This is a genomic window from Pseudohalioglobus lutimaris (genome assembly GCF_002866825.1).
In the GTDB taxonomy this organism is placed as follows: domain Bacteria; phylum Pseudomonadota; class Gammaproteobacteria; order Pseudomonadales; family Halieaceae; genus Halioglobus; species Halioglobus lutimaris.
Map to the genome: position 1 here is coordinate 25,958 of NZ_PKUS01000016.1, position 23,988 is coordinate 49,945.

24 protein-coding genes are annotated in these 23,988 nt (G+C 58.0%); 20 read left to right on the plus strand and 4 right to left on the minus strand.

Features of this window, described 5'->3' with window-relative positions; genetic code table 11:
• The first annotated feature begins 7 nt into the window (after positions 1 to 7).
• The 8 genes from flhB (at position 8) to C0039_RS13030 (ending at position 8,167) form a co-directional block, all read left to right on the plus strand.
• Positions 8 to 1,165 (plus strand): flagellar biosynthesis protein FlhB, encoded by a 1,158-nt coding sequence (gene flhB, locus C0039_RS12995; RefSeq protein ID WP_075999235.1) that lies wholly within the window; start codon positions 8 to 10, stop codon positions 1,163 to 1,165.
• Positions 1,152 to 3,260, plus strand: a complete 2,109-nt coding sequence (gene flhA / locus C0039_RS13000; RefSeq protein ID WP_423810687.1) for a flagellar biosynthesis protein FlhA — start codon at positions 1,152 to 1,154, stop codon at positions 3,258 to 3,260. The genes flhB and flhA overlap by 14 nt, the downstream gene beginning before the upstream one ends.
• 32 nt (positions 3,261 to 3,292) lie before the next feature.
• Positions 3,293 to 4,495, plus strand: coding sequence for a flagellar biosynthesis GTPase FlhF (flhF, locus tag C0039_RS13005; RefSeq protein ID WP_101518285.1), 1,203 nt, complete (start codon positions 3,293 to 3,295; stop codon positions 4,493 to 4,495).
• A gap of 6 nt (positions 4,496 to 4,501) precedes the next feature.
• A complete protein-coding gene (locus tag C0039_RS13010; protein WP_157516076.1) occupies positions 4,502 to 5,368 on the plus strand; it encodes a MinD/ParA family protein in 867 nt (288 codons plus the stop codon).
• Positions 5,365 to 6,069, plus strand: coding sequence for an RNA polymerase sigma factor FliA (locus tag C0039_RS13015; RefSeq protein WP_084179290.1), 705 nt, complete (start codon positions 5,365 to 5,367; stop codon positions 6,067 to 6,069). The genes C0039_RS13010 and C0039_RS13015 overlap by 4 nt, the downstream gene beginning before the upstream one ends.
• Positions 6,070 to 6,147: 78 nt before the next feature.
• Positions 6,148 to 6,903: a flagellar motor protein gene (locus tag C0039_RS13020; RefSeq protein ID WP_101518305.1), complete on the plus strand. Its 756-nt coding sequence runs from the start codon at positions 6,148 to 6,150 to the stop codon at positions 6,901 to 6,903.
• Positions 6,904 to 6,918: 15 nt separating this feature from the next.
• Positions 6,919 to 7,833, plus strand: coding sequence for a flagellar motor protein MotD (gene motD, locus C0039_RS13025; protein WP_075999233.1), 915 nt, complete (start codon positions 6,919 to 6,921; stop codon positions 7,831 to 7,833).
• Positions 7,834 to 7,981: 148 nt separating this feature from the next.
• Entirely contained in the window at positions 7,982 to 8,167 is a 186-nt protein-coding gene (locus C0039_RS13030; protein WP_075999232.1) for a hypothetical protein, read from the plus strand.
• A 25-nt stretch (positions 8,168 to 8,192) separates the two neighbouring features.
• On the opposite strand, the gene C0039_RS13035 is transcribed toward C0039_RS13030, so the two are convergent.
• The 4 genes from C0039_RS13035 to C0039_RS13050 form a co-directional block, all read right to left on the minus strand.
• Positions 8,193 to 8,765 carry a PilZ domain-containing protein gene (locus C0039_RS13035; RefSeq protein ID WP_075999231.1) on the minus strand — a complete coding sequence of 191 codons (573 nt, stop codon included), beginning with the start codon at positions 8,763 to 8,765 and terminating at the stop codon, positions 8,193 to 8,195.
• 25 nt (positions 8,766 to 8,790) lie between these two features.
• Positions 8,791 to 9,735, minus strand: coding sequence for a flagellar motor protein MotB (locus C0039_RS13040; RefSeq protein ID WP_075999230.1), 945 nt, complete (start codon positions 9,733 to 9,735; stop codon positions 8,791 to 8,793).
• On the minus strand, positions 9,735 to 10,520 hold the full coding sequence (gene pomA / locus C0039_RS13045; RefSeq protein ID WP_075999229.1) for a flagellar motor protein PomA: 786 nt from the start codon (positions 10,518 to 10,520) through the stop codon (positions 9,735 to 9,737). Before pomA ends, C0039_RS13040 begins: the two co-directional genes overlap by 1 nt.
• 104 nt (positions 10,521 to 10,624) lie before the next feature.
• On the minus strand, positions 10,625 to 11,332 hold the full coding sequence (locus C0039_RS13050; protein WP_101518286.1) for an SPOR domain-containing protein: 708 nt from the start codon (positions 11,330 to 11,332) through the stop codon (positions 10,625 to 10,627).
• 78 nt (positions 11,333 to 11,410) lie between these two features.
• Here C0039_RS13050 and fliK point away from each other — a divergent pair, with 78 nt between their 5' ends.
• The 12 genes from fliK (at position 11,411) to C0039_RS13105 (ending at position 23,715) form a co-directional block, all read left to right on the plus strand.
• The gene (fliK, locus tag C0039_RS13055; RefSeq protein WP_165787125.1) at positions 11,411 to 12,532 is read left to right on the plus strand and encodes a flagellar hook-length control protein FliK; all 1,122 of its coding nucleotides are present in this window, start codon (positions 11,411 to 11,413) and stop codon (positions 12,530 to 12,532) included.
• Between the two features lie 36 nt (positions 12,533 to 12,568).
• A complete protein-coding gene (locus C0039_RS21090; protein ID WP_165787126.1) occupies positions 12,569 to 12,730 on the plus strand; it encodes a hypothetical protein in 162 nt (53 codons plus the stop codon).
• Positions 12,731 to 12,807: 77 nt separating this feature from the next.
• Positions 12,808 to 13,266, plus strand: coding sequence for a hypothetical protein (locus C0039_RS13060; protein ID WP_101518288.1), 459 nt, complete (start codon positions 12,808 to 12,810; stop codon positions 13,264 to 13,266).
• A gap of 77 nt (positions 13,267 to 13,343) precedes the next feature.
• Positions 13,344 to 14,771 carry an O-antigen ligase family protein gene (locus C0039_RS13065; RefSeq protein ID WP_101518289.1) on the plus strand — a complete coding sequence of 476 codons (1,428 nt, stop codon included), beginning with the start codon at positions 13,344 to 13,346 and terminating at the stop codon, positions 14,769 to 14,771.
• 235 nt (positions 14,772 to 15,006) lie between these two features.
• Entirely contained in the window at positions 15,007 to 16,161 is a 1,155-nt protein-coding gene (locus C0039_RS13070) for an outer membrane beta-barrel protein (protein ID WP_165787127.1), read from the plus strand.
• A 23-nt stretch (positions 16,162 to 16,184) separates the two neighbouring features.
• Positions 16,185 to 16,595 carry a hypothetical protein gene (locus tag C0039_RS13075; RefSeq protein ID WP_101518291.1) on the plus strand — a complete coding sequence of 137 codons (411 nt, stop codon included), beginning with the start codon at positions 16,185 to 16,187 and terminating at the stop codon, positions 16,593 to 16,595.
• Positions 16,596 to 16,598: 3 nt separating this feature from the next.
• Positions 16,599 to 17,126, plus strand: a complete 528-nt coding sequence (locus C0039_RS13080; protein WP_101518292.1) for a polysaccharide biosynthesis/export family protein — start codon at positions 16,599 to 16,601, stop codon at positions 17,124 to 17,126.
• Positions 17,127 to 19,343: a GumC family protein gene (locus C0039_RS13085; RefSeq protein WP_101518293.1), complete on the plus strand. Its 2,217-nt coding sequence runs from the start codon at positions 17,127 to 17,129 to the stop codon at positions 19,341 to 19,343.
• Positions 19,344 to 19,346: 3 nt separating this feature from the next.
• Complete coding sequence (locus C0039_RS13090) at positions 19,347 to 20,519, plus strand: nucleotide sugar dehydrogenase (protein ID WP_101518294.1); 1,173 nt, start codon at positions 19,347 to 19,349, stop codon at positions 20,517 to 20,519.
• A gap of 396 nt (positions 20,520 to 20,915) precedes the next feature.
• Positions 20,916 to 21,647 carry a hypothetical protein gene (locus C0039_RS13095; RefSeq protein ID WP_101518295.1) on the plus strand — a complete coding sequence of 244 codons (732 nt, stop codon included), beginning with the start codon at positions 20,916 to 20,918 and terminating at the stop codon, positions 21,645 to 21,647.
• On the plus strand, positions 21,617 to 22,573 hold the full coding sequence (locus C0039_RS13100; RefSeq protein WP_101518296.1) for a glycosyltransferase: 957 nt from the start codon (positions 21,617 to 21,619) through the stop codon (positions 22,571 to 22,573). Before C0039_RS13095 ends, C0039_RS13100 begins: the two co-directional genes overlap by 31 nt.
• Positions 22,570 to 23,715: a glycosyltransferase gene (locus C0039_RS13105; RefSeq protein WP_101518297.1), complete on the plus strand. Its 1,146-nt coding sequence runs from the start codon at positions 22,570 to 22,572 to the stop codon at positions 23,713 to 23,715. Before C0039_RS13100 ends, C0039_RS13105 begins: the two co-directional genes overlap by 4 nt.
• Positions 23,716 to 23,988: the final 273 nt, after the last annotated feature.

Sequence of the window (23,988 nt, forward strand, 5' to 3'; positions counted from 1 at the left end):
GTATTGAATGGCAGACGAGAATAGCAGCGCACAGGAAAAAACAGAGCAGCCAACGCCGAAACGCAAACAGGATTCGCGTAAAAAAGGCCAGGTGGCACGCTCGCGCGAGCTCAATACCATGCTCTCGCTGCTTTCCGGAGCACTGGCCCTGGCCCTGCTGGGCGGCTCCATGGCGGACGACTTCGCGCAGCTGTTTGCCGCGTCGCTGACCATCGACCAGAACATGGTTTACGCGCAGGAGCAGATTGTCGCGCGCCTGATGGAAGTGATCGTTGCCGCTATTCTGATTCTCACGCCGTTCTTCCTGATCGCCATTGCCGGGTCGCTGCTGGGTCCCATGCTGATGGGTGGCTGGGTGTTCACCCTGTCCAATGCCGCCTTCAAGCTGGAGAAGCTCAGCCCGCTGAAGGGCCTGAAAAAGATCTTTTCCCCGACGGGGCTGATGGAACTGGTCAAGACGCTGCTCAAGTTTGTATTCCTCAGCACCGCCGCCGCATTGCTGTTCATGGCCATGGTCGACGATATCCTGGTGCTCAGCAAACACGCGCCCGACGCTGCGGCGATGGCGTCATCCTCCATGCTCACCTGGGGTCTGGTAATTCTCAGCCTGACCATGGGGGTGATCGCGTCCTTCGATGTACCGTTTTCGCTTTGGAATCACAACAAGCAGCTGAAAATGACGCGCAAGGAAGTGCAGGACGAGATGAAGGAGACTGACGGTCGTCCGGAAGTGAAGAGCCGCATAAAGGCCCTGCAGCGGGAGATTGCCCAGGGCAGGATGATGCAGGACATACCTGCGGCAGACGTGGTGATCACCAACCCTACGCATTTTGCTGTCGCCATTCGCTACGACGAAGCGGCGGGCTCCGCCCCGCGGGTGGTCGCCAAGGGTCGCGACCTCATCGCCCTGAAAATCCGCGCCATTGCCACCGAGCACAACGTGGCCAGCTATGAGTTCCCGCCGTTGGCCCGCGCGCTGTATGCCACCACCGACATCGGCGACGAAATTCCCCGCAACCTCTACCTGGCGGTAGCGAAAGTGCTGGCCTACATCTATCAGCTGAAGGCCAGTGGCAGCGATACGCATCTGGAAAAACCGGGCAATGATGCGGTGCCTGAGGAATACCGCGATCTGTATCGGGAGGATTTAAATGGCGACGAGTGAATCAGTGGGTAGCGCAGGGTTCGGCGGCGTGACCATGGCAGCGCTCAGCGGGCTGGGTACGCCGCTGCTGCTGTTCATGATACTGGTGATGATGATTCTGCCGCTGCCGGCGTTCTTTCTTGACCTGGTGTTCACGTTCAATATCGCACTGGCGATGATCGTGCTGCTGGCTGCGGTCTATGCCTCGCGGCCGCTGGACTTTGCCGCGTTCCCCAGTGTGCTGCTGGTGGCCACGCTGTTGCGGTTGTCGCTGAACGTGGCCTCCACCCGGGTGGTGTTGTTGGAGGGTCACAACGGCACGGGCGCGGCGGGCAAGGTGATTCAGGCCTTCGGTGAGTTCGTGGTGGGCGGCAGTTACACCGTGGGGATTGTGGTGTTTGCGATCCTGGTGATTATCAACTTCGTGGTGGTCACCAAGGGTGCGGGACGCATCTCCGAGGTCACCGCGCGCTTCACTCTCGACGCCATGCCCGGTAAGCAGATGGCCATCGACGCTGACCTCAACGCGGGCATGATCAGCCAGGACGAGGCCAGGACCCGCCGTGAGGAGGTCTCCAAAGAAGCGGATTTCTACGGTGCCATGGACGGTGCCAGCAAGTTTGTGCGCGGCGACGCCATCGCCGGCATTCTCATACTGTTCATCAATATCATCGGCGGCTTCGCCGTGGGCGTATTCCAGCACGGGCTGACCGGTGCCGAGGCGGCCAACAACTATATCCTGCTGACGATAGGCGACGGCCTGGTCGCCCAGATTCCATCACTGTTGTTGTCTACCGCCGCGGCAATCATCGTCACCCGGGTGTCCGATGCTCAGGACATGGGGCAGCAGGTGATCGGCCAGTTGTTCGGCAATCCGCGCGCCCTGCAGGTTACCGCGGCATTGATTGGCATTATGGGCCTGGTGCCGGGAATGCCTCACCTGGTGTTTCTGTCCTTCGCCGCTATCCTGCTGGTAATTGCCTACAATCGGACGCAGCGCCAGGAGGTGGAAGTGCTGTCCGCGGAGGAAGTCGTTGAGGACCAGCCGGCGGAAGTGCGCGACCTGAGCTGGGAAGATGTCACCCCGGTGGATGAGATCGGACTGGAAGTGGGTTACAGGCTGATCTCACTGGTGGACAGGAACCAGAGCGGCGAACTGCTCAGTCGCATCAAGGGTGTGCGCAAGAAACTTTCACAGGAGCTGGGCTTCCTCGTCCACTCGGTACACATACGCGACAACCTGGACCTGCCCCCCAATAACTACCAGATCAGTTTTCATGACGTCATGGTCGGTGAAGGTGAGGTGTATCCCGGCAAGGAACTGGCCATCAACCCCGGGCAGGTCTACGGCCAGCTCGAGGGCGCTGTGACCAAGGACCCGACGTTTGGCCTGGATGCGGTGTGGATAGACCCGGGGCTGCGCAGCGATGCCCAGGCCATGGGGTACACGGTAGTGGATGGCAGCACGGTGATTGCAACGCACCTCAGTCACCTCATCAAGACCAACGCCGCGGAGTTGATCGGCCAGGACGGGGTGCAGCAGTTACTGGACAAGCTGGCCCAGTCATCACCCAAGCTGGTTGAAAACCTGGTGCCCAAGCTCCTCGACCTGGGGATGGTGACCAAGGTGATGCAGAACCTGCTGTCCGAGGGTATTCCCATACGCGATGTACGCACAATCGCCGAGGCATTGGCGGAGCAGGGGGCAAATAGTCAGGATACTGACGCTCTGACCGCACGGGTCCGTGTGGCCCTGGGGCGCGCGATCTGTCAGGCAGTTACCGGTGTGGGGCGTGAGATGACGGCGATCACCCTGGACGCACAGTTGGAACAAATATTGCAACGTACTGTGCAGGGAGGTGCCGGCGGTCTGGAGCCCTCGTTGATCGAGGGCGTGATCAACCAGATAGCAGAGGCCGCGATGCGCCTGGAGGCCGAGGGCAGTTCAGCGGTATTGCTGGTAAGCGGCGGTATACGTCTGCTGCTTTCCCGGTTGGTGCGCAGTCGCCTGCCGGAGTTGTATGTCCTGGCCTATGAAGAAGTGCCGGCCAGCAAGACCATCAAGGTGGTCGAGGTGATTGGCGGCCAGGCCCAGTTAGCGGGGGCTGGCAATTGAGCGCCGGGCAGTGGGAGGTTGGATAACAAGACATGAAAATAAGAAGATTTCTGGATAACGATACGCGCAGCGCCATGGCGCGGGTGCGCCAGGAACTGGGGCCGGATGCCGTTATCGTTTCCAACCGTAAGGTTGGCGGCCAGGTGGAGCTGGTCGCCGCGCTGGATCTTGACGAGGCGCAATTGTCCGCCGCCGCAGCCTATGGCGAATCCGCGCCCGCCGCTGCCCCGGCTCCCCCTACGCCACAGCCCGCACTGAGTGACACCCTGGTTTTTCCCGGCGGTGGCCAGGCCACCACGCTGGCGGAATTGCAGCGCGAGTTGGAAAGTCTTCGCTCAATGATAGAGGGGCGCCTGTCAAACCTGTCCTGGCGGGAAGCGGTAGACGCGCCACCGGTTAAGAGTGCCCTGCTGGCAAGGCTGCAAAAGCTGGGGCTGTCACGTTCTCTGTCCGGCCTGATTACAGATATGCTGCCTGAGCACGGCGACCTGGAAGAAAACTGGACACGCGCGCTGGGCCTGCTCGCCCAGCGTATCGGTGTTACCGGCGCCGACGACATTCTCGATGAGGGCGGCATCGTCTGCCTGGTGGGCGCCACCGGAGTGGGTAAAACAACCACGCTGGCGAAAATCGCCGCGCGATTCGTACTGCGCCACGGCCGTGAGGGCCTGGCCCTGATCACCACCGATTGTTACCGCATTGGCGCACAGGAGCAGCTGCAGACCCTGGCTGACCGCCTTGAAGTGCCGGCAATCGCCGCCCCTGACGCGCGCAGTCTCAAGCGCGCCCTGTCGCGGCTGAAGTCAAAGAAACTGGTGCTGATCGATACCGCCGGGCTCAGCCAGAAGGACGCGCTAATGCTCAAGCAGTTCAAGATGATCAATTCCGTGGGCTTCAACATACAGAGTTATGTGGTGCTGCCGGCCTCTGCCCAGCAGCAGACCCTGCAGGAAACGGTGCAGGTGTTCGGGGCGCAGGTGCTGGCCGGCGCGATGATCACCAAGGTGGACGAAACGGAAGCCATCGGTAACGTGCTTGATACCGTCATTGAGCAGGGCCTGCGCGTCAGCTATGTGTGCGATGGCCAGAAAATCCCCCGGGACATGCAGCCGGCTCGTGCAGCGGACCTGCTCTCCCTGGCGGTGAAATCGCTTGAAGCAGAACAGGCCGACCCACGGCAGAGCGGCGAGCAAAGCAGTGCGCGCGCCTATACCCGACAATCAGTAACAGTGTAGAGAATCATGACAACACGAATGCAGGAAATGGGCGCCGGTTCGGGCTCCGTACCGATGAAGGTGATCGCCGTGACCAGCGGCAAGGGCGGAGTGGGCAAGACCAGTGTCGCGGTAAACCTCGCCATCTCCATGGCCAAGTTGGGAAGGCGGGTGATCTTGTTCGACGCCGACCTCAGCCTCGCCAACGTGGACGTGGCGCTGGGCTTGCGCCCGCGGTTTGACATCAGCCATGTGCTGGATGGTGAAAAGAGCCTGGAAGATGTGATGCTGGAAGGCCCCAGCGGGGTACGCATCATTCCCGCCGCTTCGGGCATTGGTGCACTGTCGCGCCTCAGCGAGCAGCAACAGGCGGGCCTGATCAGTGCATTCAGTGAAATGTCGGTGCCGGTGGATACGCTTGTGGTCGACACCGCCGCGGGCCTGGATTCCAGCGTGCTGCGTTTCAGCAGCGCCTGCCAGGACATCATCGTGGTGGTGTGCGACGAGCCCACCTCCATTACCGACGCCTACGCCATGATCAAGGTGCTCAACCAGGACTGCGGTGTGAAGTCGTTCAACCTGCTCTCCAACATGGTGGAAAACGAGGCCCACGGCAAAAACCTGTTTGCCAAGATGGACAAGGTGGTCGGCCGCTTCCTCGACGTGAAGCTCTCCTACCTCGGGGCGGTGCCCCGCGACCACCAGATGCGCCGCGCAATACGCGAGCAGGTCGCGGTGTCCCACACCTATCCGTTCTGTATGTCGGCCAGGGCGATTACCAGATTGGCGGAGAAAATCGGCGGCGAGCCCATCGGCGAAAGCGCGGTGTCGGGATTGGGTTTCTTCTTTGAGCGCATAGTAGATAGCGGTGTCGGAGCAGAACTGTCTACATGAGCGAAACCAGTATGTATGCCGATATTCAGGAAAGGAGCGTTGACGAGCTGGTCAGGGAATACCTGCCGCTGGTGAAAAAGATCGGCCTGCACCTGGTGGGTCGCATGCCGCCGCATATCGAGCTGGATGACCTGATGCAGGTGGGCATTATCGGCCTGATGCAGGCGAGTCAATCCTATGATCCGTCGCGGGGGGCAAACTTCAGTACCTTCGCCGGTATACGCATTAAAGGGGCCATGCTCGACGAGGTGCGCCGCAACAACTGGGCAACGCGTTCAGTACAGAAAGGACTGAAAGATGTCAGCGAGGCCATCTCGCGGGTTGAGGCAAGACTGGGGCGCAGCGCCAGCGATCAGGAGATCGCCGCACAGATGGGCATTGGCGTTGCCGAGTATCACGAGCTGAGTGCGGAGCTTGCCTACAGCCGACTGGCCTCGCTGGACGACGTGGAGGAAGCAGGCGATGGCGATGGCGCCAATCCGCTGAATGTCTTTGAGCAGGGGCAGACCCGGGAGCATGTGCTGGAGGCGATACAGTCCCTGCCAGAGAAGGAGACGCTGATGCTGTCGCTTTACTATGGTGAAGAACTGAACTTGAAAGAGATCGGCGAGATCCTCGGCGTGTCCGAGTCGCGGGTGTCGCAGATACACGGACAGGCGTTGGCAAGACTGCGCGCAAAGATGCAAAACGATGCCTCCTGATATGACTGGCATGAACGTCATCGCGGTCTGCTACCAACGCAGGCCGGCGACAGTGCGGGGTCTGTACGGGTGAGTTCGGTGGCCAGGCACAGAGTCGATTACCTGTCCGTCCTGGGAATCGTGTTATCGTTTCTGGCCGTCTTCGGCGGCAACCTGCTGGAGGGCGGCCACACCGAGTCGCTGATCCAGCTCACCGCCTTTGTTGTGGTGTTTGGTGGCACCCTGGGCGCTACCCTGGTGCAGATACCGCTAAAGACTTTCGTGCAGGGTATCAAGCGCGGTTCATGGGTGTTCTTTCCACCCAAAATCGATGCCGAGGCATCCCTGCGCCGCATTAATGCCTGGAGCAAGACGGTAAGAAAGGGCGGTTTGTTAAGCCTGCAGAATATCGCCAATAAAGAGCCTGACCCTTTTACCCGCAAAGGCCTGATGCTGTTGGTGGACGGCAGTGAACCGGGCGAGCTGCGCAAGGCACTGGAAATAGAAATAGACAGCCTGGCAATCAATGAGGCCAATGCGGCCAAAGTCTACGAGGCAATGGGTGGCTATTCGCCCACCATCGGTATCATTGGCGCCGTGCTTGGGCTGATTCACGTGATGAATAACCTGGCTGACCCGGCGGCCCTGGGGCCGGGTATTGCCGTGGCGTTTGTGGCAACCATTTACGGCGTGGGCTTTGCCAATTTCCTGTTTCTACCGATGTCCAACAAGATACGGGCAATAGCCGACGAGATGACCCAGTACCGGGAAATGTTGCTGGACGGCATGGTGGGTATTGCTGAAGGGGAAAACCCCCGCACCATAGCCAGCAAGCTCGAAGGATACCTGAGATAGGGAAGCAACCAGGCGATGGCCAGACGGGCGCGGCAGGTAAGCCAGCCGATCAATCACGAGCGATGGATGGTTTCCTATGCGGATTTCATCACCCTGCTGTTTGCGTTCTTCGTGGTGATGTACTCCATCAGCTCGGTCAACGAGGACAAGTATCGTGTGCTCTCCGGTGCCATGGTCAACGCCTTCGGTGAGCAGGGTGTCACCGCGCAGGGCGTGCCCGCCGACGATGTTGTGCGCGCTCGCTTGCTGGCTGCTTCGCTCCCCGTCGCTGCTGTTCCCGCCGACGCCGACGCGGTGTTGCCTCCGCTGCGACCCGGGGGCGAAATGCCAGCGGAGCCTGCGGTTGCAGAAACTGAGCCTGAGCCTGAGGATGACTTCTCCCAGCGCCTGCTCAACGCTGCCGAGGCGGAAGTGAACGACATTTCCAACAGCGTGGAGGGGGAAATGGAGGAGTGGCTGGACGACGACCTTATCGACGTCAAGCGCAACAAGTTCTGGCTGGAAGTGGAGATCAAGTCCAGTCTGCTGTTCCTCAGTGGCAGCAGTGAGTTGATCCCCGCATCTGTGCCCACCCTGGTCAACCTGGCCGGCGTTTTTGCCGATCTGCCCAACCGTATTCACGTGGAGGGCTTTACTGACGACGAGCCCATACAGACCGATACCTTCCCCTCCAACTGGGAGCTTTCTTCTGCGCGCGCGGCAGCGGTTGTGCGCCTGTTTGAGCGCAATGGCATTGCGCCTTCACGCCTGGCCTCAATTGGTTATGGTGAGCACCAGCCCGTGTCAGACAACGACAGCGAGGAGGGGCGTGCCAAGAATCGCCGTGTCGTGGTGGTGGTGATGGCCTCGCTGGAGCGCGATGGCAATCAGCGGGTGTATGAGTTCGAAATGCTCAAGGAGGGCGCCATGTCTGCGCTGGAAGGAAATTGAAAATCCCTGTGGAAAAACCGTACGTCGGGCCTGGTCGTGTTCCCTGCGGGCATTACAGGTTTTTTCTTTCGCAGGAATGACAGCTGTTTTACCTGAAAGCAGCAATATCCATCCGATACGCGCTGTGTAGCACAGCAGGGGGTTGGCAATGGTAGATAAACTGGGTCCCGCACATATTGTCCCGATACCGCGTCCACGGCCTGTCTCCGACGAGGACGCACCACGCAAGCCGCCGAAGGAACAGAAAGAACCGGAACAGAAGGCGCCGGAGCAGGACGAGGTGGAGACTGACGAGGTGCCGCATAAAGGCGGGTTTATCGACGACCACGCGTAACGGCGTGGCCGCGGCCTGACAGCTTTCAGGTTTTGCTGATAGCAATAGATGAGTACTGTTTTTGCACCACGTGCTGGATCAGTTGTTCCTGTGCTGCATCGTTGCCTTTGTCGATACTTATGCGAATCCAGTAAGCGTGCTTTTTTTCCGGCGGCAGCGGCTCGCAACTGACCACGGTGGCGGTGAATTTTACTTCCACGTGAGACGGTTTGAGGATCACTGCGACACGCAGGCGGGCAGACTCCGTTAATGCTTCGTTGCTGTGAAAGCCCATGCCGCAGCCACTGAGGCTGACGATAATGTCCTGGTAGGAGTCCGCGTCTGAGCCGTCTGCCTGCATGATATGCGCAGCCAGCAAGGAAATCTTCCTGTTCAACAGGCCCAGGGCCTGGGCCACCGTCGGCTCTTCTTTCCAGATGGTGTTGGCGATATTGTTGAAGGTGGCATCCACTTCGCCGAGCAGGTTGGCCAGTGGCAGGCCCATTTCGCCCGAAACGTCCGGGTATTTTGGCTCATCGTCGCCGGTCAGCTCGGTATAGGACAGGCCGATGATGTCGTTAATGCGAAAAAAATCCCTGCGTTCCTTAGTATGCGTCATAACGTTCCCTGGAAATGTTCGCCGCTTAACCTGCAGAGTTCAGGTCTATGCCTTGCAGCAAGTCGTCAAACCCTCTCTGTAGTTTCTTGATGTCGGTGGTCAGTTGCTCGTCCAGTCCCTGGCGGATGATGATTTCCACGCGTCGATTCTGTGCCCGCTCCTGCGCGCTGTCATTGGGCTTGAATGGCTGGGTATCGGCCCGGCCCACGACCATAAAACGGTTCGGGTCCAGCGTGTTGCTTTTGATCAGCTCGTGGGTCACCGACAGCGCCCGGCTGGCTGACAGGTCCCAGTTCGACTCAAATGCGGCAGTGCGAATGGGGATGTTGTCAGTGTGCCCCTCAATTGAGATCAGGCCATCTATCGAAGTGAGCGCGTTGCGCAGCGAATTCATTACCGGCACAAACTCCGGACTGAGGTTTGCCGATGCGGAGGGAAAAGAGCCTCGTTCACGAATGCGGATGGTGATGGAACGCCCGTTGGATTCGATGTCGATCTTGCCGTCATTAACATCTTCCTCCAGCAGGTCGCGCAGTTTGTCAGCATCTTCTTCCGTCTCGGCAATCAAGGCCTCCAGTTTTTCGCGCAGCAGGCGTTCGGTTTCTTCCTCGTTCAGTTCACGGGCAGCTGATTTGGGCGCGGAAGGGTTGCCCACGCTCAGCGAGGGTTTGGTGGTTTCCGTGGTGAACTGGTTTACGGTTTTAATCTGCGTGGGCTCGGGTTTACCCGGGCTGAACTCCTTGGCGATGATGCTGGTGCCCTTGGGGATATCCATCACCTTCACCTTGTTCTGCACACCGAAGGCATACGCCATGGAACCGGCCACCTGCTTGTATTTTTGCAGGTCCATTTCGGAGAATGAGAGCAGTAGTACGAAGAAACACATCAGCAGCGACATCAGGTCGGCAAAGGTTGCCATCCATGCGGGCGCGCCCGGTGACTGTTCGTCGTCTTCCATAGTATCGCTCATCAGGCAGCCTCGGCCGCGCTCGCTGCTGCTTCATTGGCGAGTGCGCGCTTCTTGGGTTCCAGGTAGGTCTTGAGCATGGATTCTACGATGCGCGGATTCTGTCCACCCTGTATAGCGAGCACGCCGTCTATACACATGGATTTGATTCTGTTCTCGTCTGCTTTGCGCAGGGTGAGTTTGTCGGCCAGGGGCAGCGCGACCATGTTTGCCAACATCGCACCGTACAGCGTGGTGAGCAGGGCAACGGCCATCGCCGGCCCAATCGATTTGGGATCGTCCATGGCGGAAAGCATCTGCACCAGGCCGATCAGCGTACCGATCATGCCCATGGCGGGCGCCACCTCACCAGTGGCGCTGAATACTTTTGCGCCCCAGGTGTGATGGTCCAGGGTTTGCTGCAGGTCTTTCTTCATTACCGCGCTGATCACTTCGTGGCTGTTGCCGTCGATCAGCAGTTTGATGCCCTGGTCGAGGAACTCGTTTTCTATTTCTTCATTCTCCAGCGCGAGCATGCCTTCTTTGCGGGCGATGCCGGACAGGTGCACGATCTGCTCGATCAGGGCTTCGGGGGAGTCCAGCTTGAAGACAAAGGCGCGAGCCGCCACTTTGAAGGCGCCGAAAAACTGGGACATGGAAAACTTGATCATCACCACGGCGAAAGTACCGCCAAGCACAATGAGCAGGGATGGCACGTTGACAAAGACAAGGGCCGAGCCACCAAAGAGCATGGCGGCCAGCACGATGCCTATAGCGCCCAGAAGTCCGAGTAATGTTGCCAGATCCATATGTGTTCCCCGATTTCACGTCATTTGCTAGTTAGTTTTCATTCAAGCGGCAGCTGCTATTGATGCCTGTTATTGCCGCGTCGTCCTGCGACCACGTCCCCTGGTCACTGCTTTTTCCACGCCCACAGCCCATTCAGGTCGGTTTGCGTCATAATTTCATGGGCGCTGGATTCTGCTGCATTGCGATCCTTGAACCCGGCGAGCGCGACCACGTACAGCGGTTTGCCAGACGCGGTCTGCTCGATAATTTCCGGCTTGTAACCCAGTGCCTCGCACTCCGCGACCAATACCCTGGCCGCCGCTGCTTCGTTGAAGCTGCCCAGGTTCAGCAACCACTCGTCGGCCTTCACAGGGCTGGCCGCCGCCACGGCTGGCGCTGCCGTTACCGCTATTTGCGCGCGCAATTGAGCCAGTTCTCCCTGCAGCTGCTGCAGCGTGGCCGCCACGGCTTTTATGTCCTGCTGGTTGCTGACCAGTTGCGGCTGCAGGGCGCCTGCCAGTTCACCCACACGCACGCCCAGCGAGGCCAGCTGCACCTCCAGGCGCGCCATGGCTGCCGAGGAGTTGCCGGGGCCCGCACCCAGGCTGCGCAGGTCGCCGCCGCTGAACCAGTACATCAGCGTTGCGATAAACGTCAGATTGACCACCATGACCAGTGCCGCCGCCGTCCAGTTCTGTCCGCCCCTGTAGGCCGCGCGGGCGGGCCTGTCGGCCCTTGCCGCGCGCATACCCCTGCCCGCTGCTTTGAGCCGCGAGCTTGTCTCGCTGGCGAAGTCACCGTCCAGCGAGAAATTGAGGTCTTTTCTTGCCATCGTTTATTCCGACGAATGTTGGCAAACAATATGCATAAAACATGCCTAAGTTATAAACGGCCATGCGCCCCGGAAACCATGATTGATGTGAAGCTCGTCTCGTCGGCGTCGGCCCCTGCACAGAAGGCGGTGGACGCCTGGCTGCAGAGCTGGCGGCTGGGCCAGCGCTTCAGTGGTCAGGTATTGAGTCAGTCCGGTACCGGGGAGGCCGTTATCCGCATAGGCGCGCAGCAGATCACGGCCCGCGCGCCCTTTGCCCTGCCTACCGGGGCTGCCGTGCGCTTTGAGGTGACAGCCCTGCTGCCGCAGCCGCAGCTGAAAATAGCGCCCAACAACCCTGCTGCAGCTGAGGCAGCCAGTACCATGGAGCGTCAGCTGCGCTTGTTGTTACCGATTCAGGACAGCGTCGCAGCGCCGCTGGCGAGGCTGCTGCTGGGCCCCGAAAGTGCCAAATTATTGTCGTTGCTGGGTCTGGGGAATGACGCTGCAGGCAGCCTGCGCGCCCTGCTGCCAACACTGCAGCAGATGACGGACCCTGCACAGTTGCAGGCGCTGTTGCTGAACTCAGGGGCCTTTGCCTCTGTCGCGGGCGGCGCGGGGAATGACCTGCGGCTGGCGCTGCTGCGCCTGTTGCAGCGTATAGCTGGGCTGCGTGCGGGTAACCCCGGTGCGCAGGGCGTAGGCAGTGGCGGGGAGCAGGCTGCCCGGGGCTTGCTGAGTAGCCTGGGTGGAGAGTTGCAGGGGGCCCTGGCCACGCTTGCGCTCAGTCAGCTGGCCATGGCCCAGGTGCAGGCCCAGGCGGGTGAGCGGGCACCGTATATGTGGCTGTTCGACCTGCCTTACCAGTGGCGGGGTCGCCCCGGCAGCCTCTCGCTGCTGGTGCAGCGGGAGCGCCGACGCCAGCGCGAGCAAGCCGGTGATGAAGAGGAAGAGACCGGTTGGCAGGTGACTCTGCGGCTGGAGCTGCCGGGTATGGGAGCGGTGGAGGTGCAGATATTTGAGCAGTCCGGGCGTTTGTCCGTGGTGCTGCGGGCGCAGCGAGCGGCTACCCGCCAGCTGTTCAGTGATCATCTGCCTGCCCTGCAGCAGGCGCTGGCCCAGCGCGGCCTGGAGATTGCGGTGCTGCGCTGCTACATGGGCGACTACAGCCCGCCGGCAGGGGCGGGGCAGTGGGATGGTAACGTGAGCGTCAGTATATGAGTGCCTGGCTATGAGCGACGGGATATGAGCGACGGGATGAGCGACGAAAACGACCCCACCGGCAATATCCTGCCGCCCCAGGTGGCGCCGCCCGCTGAGTTGTTGCCGGAGCAGGCGGTACCGGTGATTGCCGACGTGCTGGCGTTCCTCGCGGCTGTGCTTGCCAGGGCCGAAGACGGCGACGACGAGGCAAATTGACAGATTTTTCAAAACTGACTAGTGTGGCGCAATCGTTATAGAGCAATCACGCAACCACGTGGTCGGGTAGAAATGTTATGGCAGGTTTGACGAAGCGTTTGGGCTTGATGGCTGTGTTGGCCTGTTTGCCGCTGGCGGCGCAGGCAATGATGACTGAAGAACAGGCCGCGCAGGCGGTGGAAGACATGCTGGCCGAGGGTAGTTCGGCACAGCAGGTTGTTGCCGCGCTGCTCGCCGATGGCCGGGATGCACAGTCCTCTGCGGTACTGGCACTGTCCGCTTCTGCGGCAGATTTTCACCGTGAATTGGGGGTGGCCGGTGTCTGCGCCGCCGCCAACGACACCGAGGCCCTGCAAGTGGCCGCGGCACTGGGCGCACTGCCGGGAATTGACGAGGATGACCTGGAACGAATAATGCGCACGGCCGATACCTGGGCCACCGGTGGCTGTGCGTCACCTATTCTCACCGAGCCTCCCGGCACCTATGACTCCTCCCAGCTTCCCGGAGGAGGCGGAGGCGTAAGCCCCGCTAGCTGAACCTCCGGTGGGTTGTCGTCGCCCGCTGGTGATGGTGGAAATCCTTACCGTTGTGCGCAGCCCCGGGGTCTGCTGACTTGGCAGACCCTAAAGTCCCCGTTCTTGAGAAGAGCCTCTTTTACCTGTTTCTAGCCCTGTTGTTCTGGGCGCCACTGCCTTTTGCTTCCGCGCGTATCTGGAGCGCAGGCCTGCTGGCGGCGATGGTGGCCGCGCTGTTGCTGTGCTGGCTGCTGCTGTATTCCGCGGGTGCCGCGAAGGTGCGCCCCGCACTGTGGCGACGCATGTATCTCCCCCTGTTGTTACTGGTGCTGCTGCAGTGCTGGGTGGCGGTGCAGTGCCTGCCCCTGCCCCCGGTGCTGGTGGAGTGGTTCTCGCCAACGGCGTTTCAATGGCATGCGCGCCCGGGCTGGCTGACGCTGTCACTGGACCCGGCCTACACGCGCCAGTACCTGTTGCTGGGTGCAACCTATACCGCGGGCTTTTTCCTTACCCTGGTGCTGGTGAACTCACGCGACCGGCTGACGCAGCTGCTGTGGCTGCTGGTATTGAGTGGCAGCTTCCAGGCGGTGTACGGCACGCTGATGCTGCTCAGCGGGCTGGAGTGGGGCTTTTTTGTAGAGAAGTACGTGGGCCGGGGTGTGGCCACCGGCACCTTTGTTAACCGCAACCACCTGGCGGGCTACCTGGTGATGTGCCTGGCGGCCGGCACCGGGCTGCTGTTCGCGCAGCTCAGTTCCCGGGCGGAAAGCAGCACCAGGGGGCGCGAGCGCATGCGGCGCTGGTTGCGCCTGCTGCTCAGCTCCCGCCTGCGTTTGCGGGTTCTGCTCGCGCTGATGGTTATCGCGCTGGTGCTGACCCGCTCGCGCATGGGCAACGCCGCGTTCTTTATCTCCCTGTTTTGCGCCGGAGCCGTGGCGCAGTACGCGGGGCAGTATTTTTCCCGCCGCCTGGCCCTGCTGCTGCTCAGCCTGGTGGTGGTGGATATGGCGATACTCAGCCGCTGGTTCGGCTTTGACCGGTTGATGGATCGGCTGGCCTCAACACAGGCGCAGACAGAAGCACGCACCGCCAACCTGCCGCAACTGCTGGAATACGTCAGGGATTTCTGGTTTACCGGCTCCGGCGGCGGCTCTTTTTACAGTGTGTTTCCGCGCTACCAGGGCACCGAGCTAAAGGCGGCGTACCTTCACGCGCACAACGACTACCTGCAGTTTATCGGCGAGCTGGGGCTGCCCGGCGCGTTGCTGCTGGCGGCGTTTGTGGTGCTGGCGCTGCGTATGGCGCTGGCGGTGCTGCGCGGCCGGCAGTCGCGGCTTTTTCACGGCGTGGCCTTCGCGGTGTTGATGACCATAGCCTGGGCGCTGCTGCATTCCAGTGTGGACTTTAACCTGCAGATTCCGGCGAATGCGCTGACCTTTGTGGTGCTGCTGGCGCTGGCCTGGGTGGCACGGGTGCTGCCTGCGAAAACCGCAGCGCCGCGGGCGGTTGCAGGACGGGCGAGCTGACGCCGGCACGCTTTGGCATGTCGTATTTGGATACTCGTGGTAACTGTGTATAAACAGGGCTTTGATTTGTGTAATAGTTCTGTTTTAATTCCTCTATAAGTATTTGATAATTAGAATATTATTGTAGGGAAAAACCGGGCATGCTGGCATGGTGACAGAGGTCTCGCGGGGCAGGACAAGCAGGCATGGGTGCTCCAAACACCTGCCGGCAACCATTTCGTTGGTCTGCTTCGCGGTGGCTCTCAGTCGAGGTGCTTTCGCCGTCGAGCCCGGTAATGTCACCATAGGTCCGGTCAATATCACGCCCACCGTTGAGGCGGAAACCCGCTATATCGACAACCTCTACCGCTCACGCAGCAGTGAGCAAAGCACCTGGGCATCTGAAGTTGCCCCGGAGATCCAGGCCTGGGTGCAGTCCGGCCCCAGCCTCTATTCACTGTCTTACGAACTCAAGGACTACCGCTACTTCAGCCAGCACCAGGAAGACTTCACCGACCACAAGGTGAACCTGGATATTGCCCACCAGTTCACCAGTCGCCACAAGATCGACGTGGTGGGTGAGTACCTTGCCGGCCATGAGGAAACGGGTACTGGCCTCAGCGAGGGTGTGGGTGAAATCATTGGCGAGCCGGTGGAGTTCGACCGCGCTCGTGCTGGTGTTGAATACACCTACGGCAACCAGGACTCCGCCGGCCGGCTGGTGCTTGCGGCCAGGGCGCTGGACCTGGAATACGGTAACTTCCGCGAACAGACCCAGTACTTTGACCGCGCCCAGAAAGACTTTGCCTCCACGTTTTTTGTCAAGGTGGCACCGCGCACCGATGTGCTGGCGGAAGTACGCTACATCGACAACGAATACGACAGGGTGAACCCGCAGAACCCGGGTGGCAGCCTGGACAGCGAGGAATACAACTACTTTGTGGGTGTGGAATGGCAGGCGACGGCCAGCACCAGCGGCAATGTGCGCCTGGGTGGCTATGACCGCAGCTACGACTCCAGCGGCCGCGACGACGATGACGGCTTCAGCTGGGAGGTGGGCGTTACCTACTGGCCGCGCACTTATTCCCGGATAGACCTGGGCGCCCGGCGCTTCTCTGAGGAAACCAACGGCCTGGGTGACTTTATCAATACCCGCGAATTCACCCTGGACTGGAAACACGACTGGGGCGGCCGCTCCAGTACCTACGTGACGGCCGCGCACTTCCGGGAAGACTATTCCGGTGCCAATCGTGATGACGACTTCATCAACCTGGAGCTGGGTTACACCTTTGCCGCCCGTCGCTGGCTGGATCTGGGAATGGGGTATCGCCTGGAAGACCGCGACTCCAACCTGCAGCGCTTCGATTACACGCGCAACGCCTACTTCCTTGAGCTTGAGCTCAGCCTTTAGGGCTGTGGGGAGGTACTGGGGGCGTGGTCCGGGTCAAGTCATTCTGGGTTCTGGGGCTGGCCATTCTGCTCGCCGGCCTGATGTTGCTGGAAGGCAGCTGGCAGTTTGTTGATGACCTGCGCTTCAGCACGGTGGAAACCGAGCTGGGTTTTCGCGGCAGGGAGCAGTACCAGCCCACGGTGGTGACACGGGCGGCAACAACGCGCACTATAAACAAGTTACTGGCAGCTCGACCGCATCACCCGGACTACCTGGCAGCGCAGGCCAACGACCTGGCCTGGCAGGCCTACTGGTCGGATGACCGTGCCGAGGTTGCGGACCTGCTGCGCCGCGCAGTAGACAGTCAGGAAATGGCGGTGGCTTACCGTCCTGCGCGGCCGCAGGACAGGCGCCTGCTGCTGGAATACCAACAACTGGTCGCACAGGTTAAGTAGCACATGTCGCGCATTGTTTGCATCGCACTGTTTATCTTCGCTGTAGCCGCACAGGCACAGGAACCGCAGCAGGAATACACCCTGAATGCCGGTGACGCGGTGCGTATTCATGTCTATGGTGAGCCGGACCTCACCTTCGACAAGATGCTGATAGGCCAGAACGGTCGTATTTCCTACCCCTTCCTGGGCGAGCTGCGCGTGGCCGGCGGTACTGCCGCAGACCTGCAGGACAAGCTGGTAGACGGCCTGCAGCCGGATTACCTGATCAGTCCCAGGGTGTCGGTCTCCATTGTCAAATACCGACCCTTCTTTGTGAACGGCGAAGTGAAGCGCCCCGGCGGCGTGGACTTTCAGCCCGGGCTCACCCTGCGCAAGGCCATTTCCCTGGCGGGCGGCTTTACCGAGCGCGCCAACAAAAAAGAATTTCTGGTGATTTCTGACGACGACCCCGAGTCAAGAGAACGCGAGGCACGCCTGGACTACCGGGTGCAGCCCGGGGATATCATCACCGTACGGGATACCTTCTTCTAAATGAACGCCAACTCACAGTTCACCGCTGCTCCCTCGGCTCCTGCCCGGGATGACGACGAGTTCATCGACCTGGGCCAGATACTGCGCGCCATTCTGCGTTACAAGTGGGGCATTGCCGGGCTGGCGCTGACCGTTACCGTGGCGGTGGGTTTCTATGTGTACTCACTGGAGCCGATATACCGCGCCGGCGGCTCCCTGCAGCTGATGTCGGCGGAGCGGGACGTGATGTCAGTGGAGGACTACTACGGCACCGGCCAATATGGGTATGACTACTTCCAGACGCAGTTTGAAATTTTAAAGGCGCGCAGCCTGGCGGAAAACGTGGTGCGTAAGCTGGAGCTGCACAAACACCCGTACTTCCTGCCGGACCCGAAGGTTGAAGAGGAGCCCGGCTGGTTCGATTTTGATTTCAGCCTGCAGACCCTGCTACCCGCCGCGCAAAAAGAAGTGCCGGAGCAGCTGAGCGAGGCGGAGCTGGAAGAGCAGGCCATAAAGAACGTAACCAATGCCGTGGCCGGCAGCCTGAGCGTGGCGCCGGTGGAGTTCAGTCACCTGGCCTACGTGAGCCTGGAGATGAGCGACCCGCAACTGGCCGCAAGGGTGGTTAATGCGCTGATGGAAGCGTTTATTGCCTCTGACCTGGAGCAGCGCCTTTCCGGCACTGTGCAGGCCACCGGCTGGCTGGACGAGCGCCTTGGTCACCTGCGCGAGCAGCTGCGCTTGTCTGAGCTGGCGCTGCAGGAGTTTCGTGATGCCGAGGGCCTGGTGAGCGTGGACGGTGAAACCACGCTGGGCGGGAGTGAGCTGCAACTGCTTTCGCAGCGCCTTGAGGATGCCCGGCGCGCCCGCATTGAAGCCCAGAATATTATGGAAGACGTGCAGGGTATGGTCGATGCCAGCACCGAGCAGCTGATGACCATACCCGCCGTGCTGCAGCACCAGCTGATTCGCGACCTGAAAAAGACCCAGTCCGGCGCTGAACGCAAAGTCGCCGAGCTGCGCAAGCGCTACGGCGAGAAGCACCCGCAGATGATAGCCGCGCGCTCGGACCTGGCCGAGGCCGACCGCGACCTGGCTCGCGAGGTGCGCAAGGTGGTCTCTGGCATTGAACGTGAATACGACCTGGCCCTGCGCAATGAACAGCAGCTGCAGGCCACCTGGGAGTCCAGCAAGAGTGACCTGCAGGAGTTCAACCGTATTGAGTTTCGCCTGCAGGAGCTGCAGCGCGAGGTGGACACCAGTCGCCAGCTATATGACATCTTCCTGGCGCGAGTGAAAAGCCTGAGCGAAACCGGCGGTTTTGAGCGGCCCCACGCGCGGATAGTGGACCGCGCCACCGTGCCGGACTCGCCGGTTAAACCCAACAAGCGCCTGAGCCTGATGCTGGCGCTGTTCCTGAGTACGATGTTTGGCTGCGCCGTGGCCTACCTGCTGGAGTTGCTGGACAACACGGTAAAAACCCCGGAAGACGTGGCCGAAAAATTGAACGTGCCGCTGCTGGGCGCGCTGCCCAAAATGGATACCGGCAGAGGCGCCAAGCCCGCCAACCTGTGGCAGCAGCCCCAGGGCGTATTCGCCGAGGCCGTGCGTACCGTGCGCACCAGTGTGGTACTGGGCAGCCTGGATACGCCGGCACAGGTGATCGTAGTGACTTCTACCCTGCCGGAAGAGGGCAAGTCTTCTACTGTACTCAACCTGGGCGCCGCCTTTGCGCAAATGGAAAAGACCCTGGTCATTGGTGCCGACCTGCGCCGCCCCAGCCTGGCGCTGAAGTGCAAGCTTGCCGCCAACCACAAAGGGCTGAGCCATTATGTGTCTGGCGCTGCGAGCCTGGAAGAATGCATAGAGCCGGTGGCGGGTATGGGTATGGACGTGATGCCCGCCGGCCTGATTCCCCCCAATCCGCTGGAAATGCTGGGCTCCAAACGCTTCGCCGACGCCCTGGATGCCTTGCGCCGCAACTATGACCGCATCATTATCGACTCCGCCCCCACGCAACCGGTGAGCGATGCCCTGGTGCTGGCCTCACTGGCAGACGCGGTGATATATGTGGTGAAGGCAGACAGCACTTCTACCCACGAGGTACAGAAAGGCGTGGCCGCCCTGCAGGCTAATAATGCGCCGCTGGCGGGCGTGGTGCTGAACCAGTTGGATATGAAGGGCGCGGGTAAGGACTACTACAACTACGCCTATGACTACCGCGCCGGACAGTCCTAGCCGATGACGAAGATTGCCGTGGTGGGCACCGGCTACGTGGGGCTGGCCAATGCTGTGCTGCTGGCCCAACACAATGAAGTGGTGGCGCTGGACATAGATGCCGAGCGCGTGGCCCTGATCAATCGCGGCGAACCCACGGTGGAAGACCCCGAGCTGGAGCTGTTCCTCAGAGAGCGCAAGCTCAACCTGCGCGCCACCACAGACAAACATGAAGCCTACGCCGGTGTGGACTTTGTGATCGTCGCGACCCCCACCAACTACGACCCGGACACCAACTACTTCGACACCTCCACGGTGGAAGCCGTGGTAGCAGACGCCACCGCAATCAACCCGGGTGCCGCAGTGGTGATCAAGTCCACCATTCCGGTTGGCTTTACCCGTCAGCTGCGTGAGCGGACAGGCGTGAGCAGCATTATGTTCAGCCCGGAGTTTCTGCGCGAGGGCAGGGCGCTTTACGACAACCTGCACCCCTCGCGGATTGTGGTGGGTGACAGCAGCGAGCGCGGCAAGCAGTTTGCCGCGCTGTTGTTGCAGGGCGCAGAAGACAAGGACACACCCGTGCTGCACACCGGCAGCACCGAGGCCGAGGCCATAAAGCTGTTTGCCAACACCTACCTGGCGATGCGCGTGGCCTACTTCAATGAGCTGGACAGCTACGCCGCCACCCATGGCCTGGATACACGCAACATAATAGAAGGTGTGGGCCTGGACCCGCGCATTGGTACCCACTACAACAACCCCTCTTTTGGCTATGGCGGTTATTGCCTGCCGAAAGACACCAAACAACTGCTGGCGAATTACGCGGATGTGCCCAGTAATATTATCCAGGCGATTGTGGATGCTAATTCCACGCGGAAGGATTTTATTGCCAATGAAGTGCTTAAGCTCAAGCCGAAAGTGGTGGGCATTTACCGCCTGGTGATGAAGGAGGGCTCGGATAATATTCGAGCGTCTTCAATGCAGGGGGTGATGAAGCGGATTAAGGCCAAGGGTGTTGAGGTGGTGGTGTATGAGCCTGCGATGCAGCAGCAGGAGTTTTATAACTCCAAAGTGATAGCCGGGTTGAATATTTTCAAGAAATTGAGTGATGTGATTATTGCTAATCGCATTAGTAAGGATCTTGAGGATGTGGTGGATAAGGTTTATACGCGGGATTTGTTTGGGGGGGATGGATAGTAGGAGCTCTAAACTGCAAAAAATGAAAGCGCGGCTCCAATGATAATTCCTCCCAATTGAGATGTATTGAAGATGCTCGTAGGGTCTATGTGGTGGTTGGAATACTTCTTTTAACAAATGGCAAATACCTCGAGATGCGGCATTCTATCAAAGCAAAGCCCGATAAAACTGACGCAATCCCTTGCGAGAGACGAGGCGCCCCGGTTACTTGGTGATTGTTGGGGTTTTTGAATGCCGTCGGTGCAGGCTGAAAGCTCATTCGTGGTTCCTAATGGCGGGTCTCACTTTAAACCACGAGGCGCTCAGCATCAAAAGTGGAACGGCCTACAGAATGTGAAAAAATGAAAAAATGAAAAAATGCTTCTCGTATGAATACATACAGCACTGGCCTTCATCATGAAAGCTATGTACAAGATTTTCGGTGAAAGAAACTCCGGAACTAACTTGGCTAGATTTCTAATTGGGGAGAACCACTTCTTTCCTGATGATGCGGGGCTTACGACCAGTCTAGTCATAAATGCTTTTGCAATGAGAATTGGTCGAGGGTTACCTAAGACCTATGACAGCGTTTATGACTTGGTGACTGGAAGTCGACATGAATTGATACTGGGCTGGAAGCACGCTGCTCCTGACATCAAGTTATTCGAAAACACATCGGTGATTCCAGTTATAGTGGTTAAGCACCCTGTGTTTTGGAAGAGATCCTTCGCAGCTAGACCTTTTCATAGCTACGATTCGACAGAAAGCTATATTCCTCGGCGAATCGAGAATATGCCTCGATGCGTTATGTCTATGGAAGAATTGATATTGTACAAATTTGAAAGCTATCGGCGACTACTTGGTGCTGTCGGAGGGGTGTTAATACAGTATGAAACACTAGTTACTGATTTTGCTGCATGTAAGGAAGTTCTAGTTGAGATATTTGGTGAGTGCCGCGATCTTCCGAAGAAAGAGATTAGAAGCTTTGTACCGTCAGATTCTTTATTCTCATCGACTTTGTACTCGAACGAAAAGCTGAGAGAGTTAGGTTGTTTTGAGGCGGCTGACTATCCATGCATTGGCGAACTTTTGAATTTTTTTGGCTATGAGACCGGAAAATGGAACAGAAAATTGCCGTCTATATTATAAACGGCTCCAGCCTTGGTGGCGGCGAAATGGACTCAATCCTAAGGGCGTCTATGCATGGAGGGTTTGTATTGCCCCTTCAAGCCATCTCCGTAAATGTAAGAAAATTATGTGACAGGATGTGCGTACAGGTGCTGGAGGCCAAGGATCTGTTCCACGATACTCACTTTAAGAATGTTGTAATTAAAAGCAGCGGCTTTTTCAGAGATCTTACGCTTTCCCCAATGCTTTTGGCCCTCGCGGTTCACAAGAGAAAACTTCCCGATTTGGAGATTGGCGTGCACTGCGATCCTTTATCCTCACCAATTAGTAGTACTTTCAAAATCAGGTTAGCCACATTCATATACCAGATTTTTGGGCTAATATTCGCATCTCGGGTTAGGTTCGTTTCTGTTCGACAATTGAAAACGTTTTCTCTGCTTTCCAAGCTTAAGAGGCACTACGTCGACCCCCCTTGTAGCATGATAACTAAGAAATATCGTGGAACTGTTTCGGTTAAATCAGGAGAGATTGCTAACTCGATAGCCTTCATAGGGCGGCTATCTAGTAGCGCCATCTTAGGCGACGCGAAAAACTCAAAATTTCTGCCAGAGTTATCACAAGCTCTTTCTGCGATGAATCTGACCATCGATATCTTCGGGGGCGGTAATCAAGATAGCGTAATGGCCTCACTATCCAAGCTAGACAATGTCCGTTTGAACGGGGAAAGTCTAGACGTAGAAGGATTATTACTGCGGACGTCTATCTTAGTTGTCCCCAGTAATCATGAAGGCTACTGCTTGATAGCAAGAGAGGCTTCGCTGCTAGGTAGCATCGTTCTGGTATCACCAGCGGTAGCGCCTGAGATCCAAGCGCTGCCTAATGTGGTTGTAGTTCGTGAGATGGAAACGACATCCTGGATTCAGGAGATACGGAAGCATTTGCAGTGAAGAGATACGCAGTAATTGCTCAGACGGTGGATCCAGATAGAGGCTCTGAATTTGCTGCGGGATGGTATTTTTTGAAGGAGGTCATTTTTGACGAGCGGATCCAATCAAATTTCTCCATACACGTTTTCATTAGCGAAAACGAAAAAAATCGAGAATCAATCCTCAATTACTGTAGAAATAGAAATGTTCAAGCAAAGATTAACTTTATCCCGCAGGTATTGCCGCAGAAGCATAAATACTTTGGCCGACTGCTTAGGTTTTTTTGGCAAGTAAGGTTAGCAAAGGTACTGCAAAGAGGGAAGTTCGATATTATTCATCAGATTTCACCTGCGTCAATACTCTACTTGAACCCAGTATTTCTTCTGCGGAGCAAGGGCAAGAAGGTAGTTGGCCCTATGAGAATTCAGGCGAGGGCGTCGATTTCCGCAATGTACCTTAGTGACTTTCGAGTTCTGCTGCGTCAGGTAGGGATATGGTCTAAAGAATGCTTGGAGTGGGTCGGTTTCTCGTATCATAGGTGGTGTATTCGCAGGTTTGCCGAGATTCATTTTACTCCCTTCGCTCGCAAAATCACTAACAGGGGAGAAGTCTATTGCAGAGAAACTGCATTCATCTCGTTTTCAAACCATGAGTGCACTGAAGCAAATTCCCCAGAGCCGGTAGTGATTTGGTCGGGACTTGGAGACTATTATCGAAAGAATGAAGATCTTGCGAGAAGAATAACTCTGGCTATGAAAAAAGATAGTGAACTAAAGGGCCTGAGGGTGCTCTTTTTCGGTGCGAGAAAACCGCATCTCAAGTCTCACGGTGTGGATTATTTCGATGCACTGCCGCGCTCGTCCTTTCTCAAGCTCATTAATGCTTCTACTATTTACCTGTGCACCAGTACTCTAGAGATAAATAGCGTTCTTGCGGAGGAGGTTCTCTCTAAAGGAGGATGTGTTGTGACAGGAAATTTGCCCGGTTTTTCTATGAGGCCAGACAATGGTGGTATTCAGGTTGTGAAAGACTATAACTCGCTAGAAGACTGGCTGACGGGTATTCGGTTTTCAGTATACAACCGTGAACGTTGTTCAGTCTGGTCGGTTCAACGTTCAAAGAAAAAGGAAGAAGTAATAGCTTCTATTTGTGGCTTACTATGAGGAATATCTTTAAGGGGGTTGACCCATTATTACCTACATGAGATCGAAAATAGGGTCGGATGAAACTGTTTTCTTTAAGTATTTGCTTGCTAGTAATTTTGTGTTTCAAAATTTTGACGATACTACTTACGCGAACTTTTACGCATCGGGCTTTTTGAGCAAATTTGCAAGGCACATACTAAAGAGGAATATGTCAAACACGATGGCTCTTGATATTCAGAATTCTATTTCTAGGTGCGATGAATCTCGGGCGTTCGTATTTAATGGGAGAGG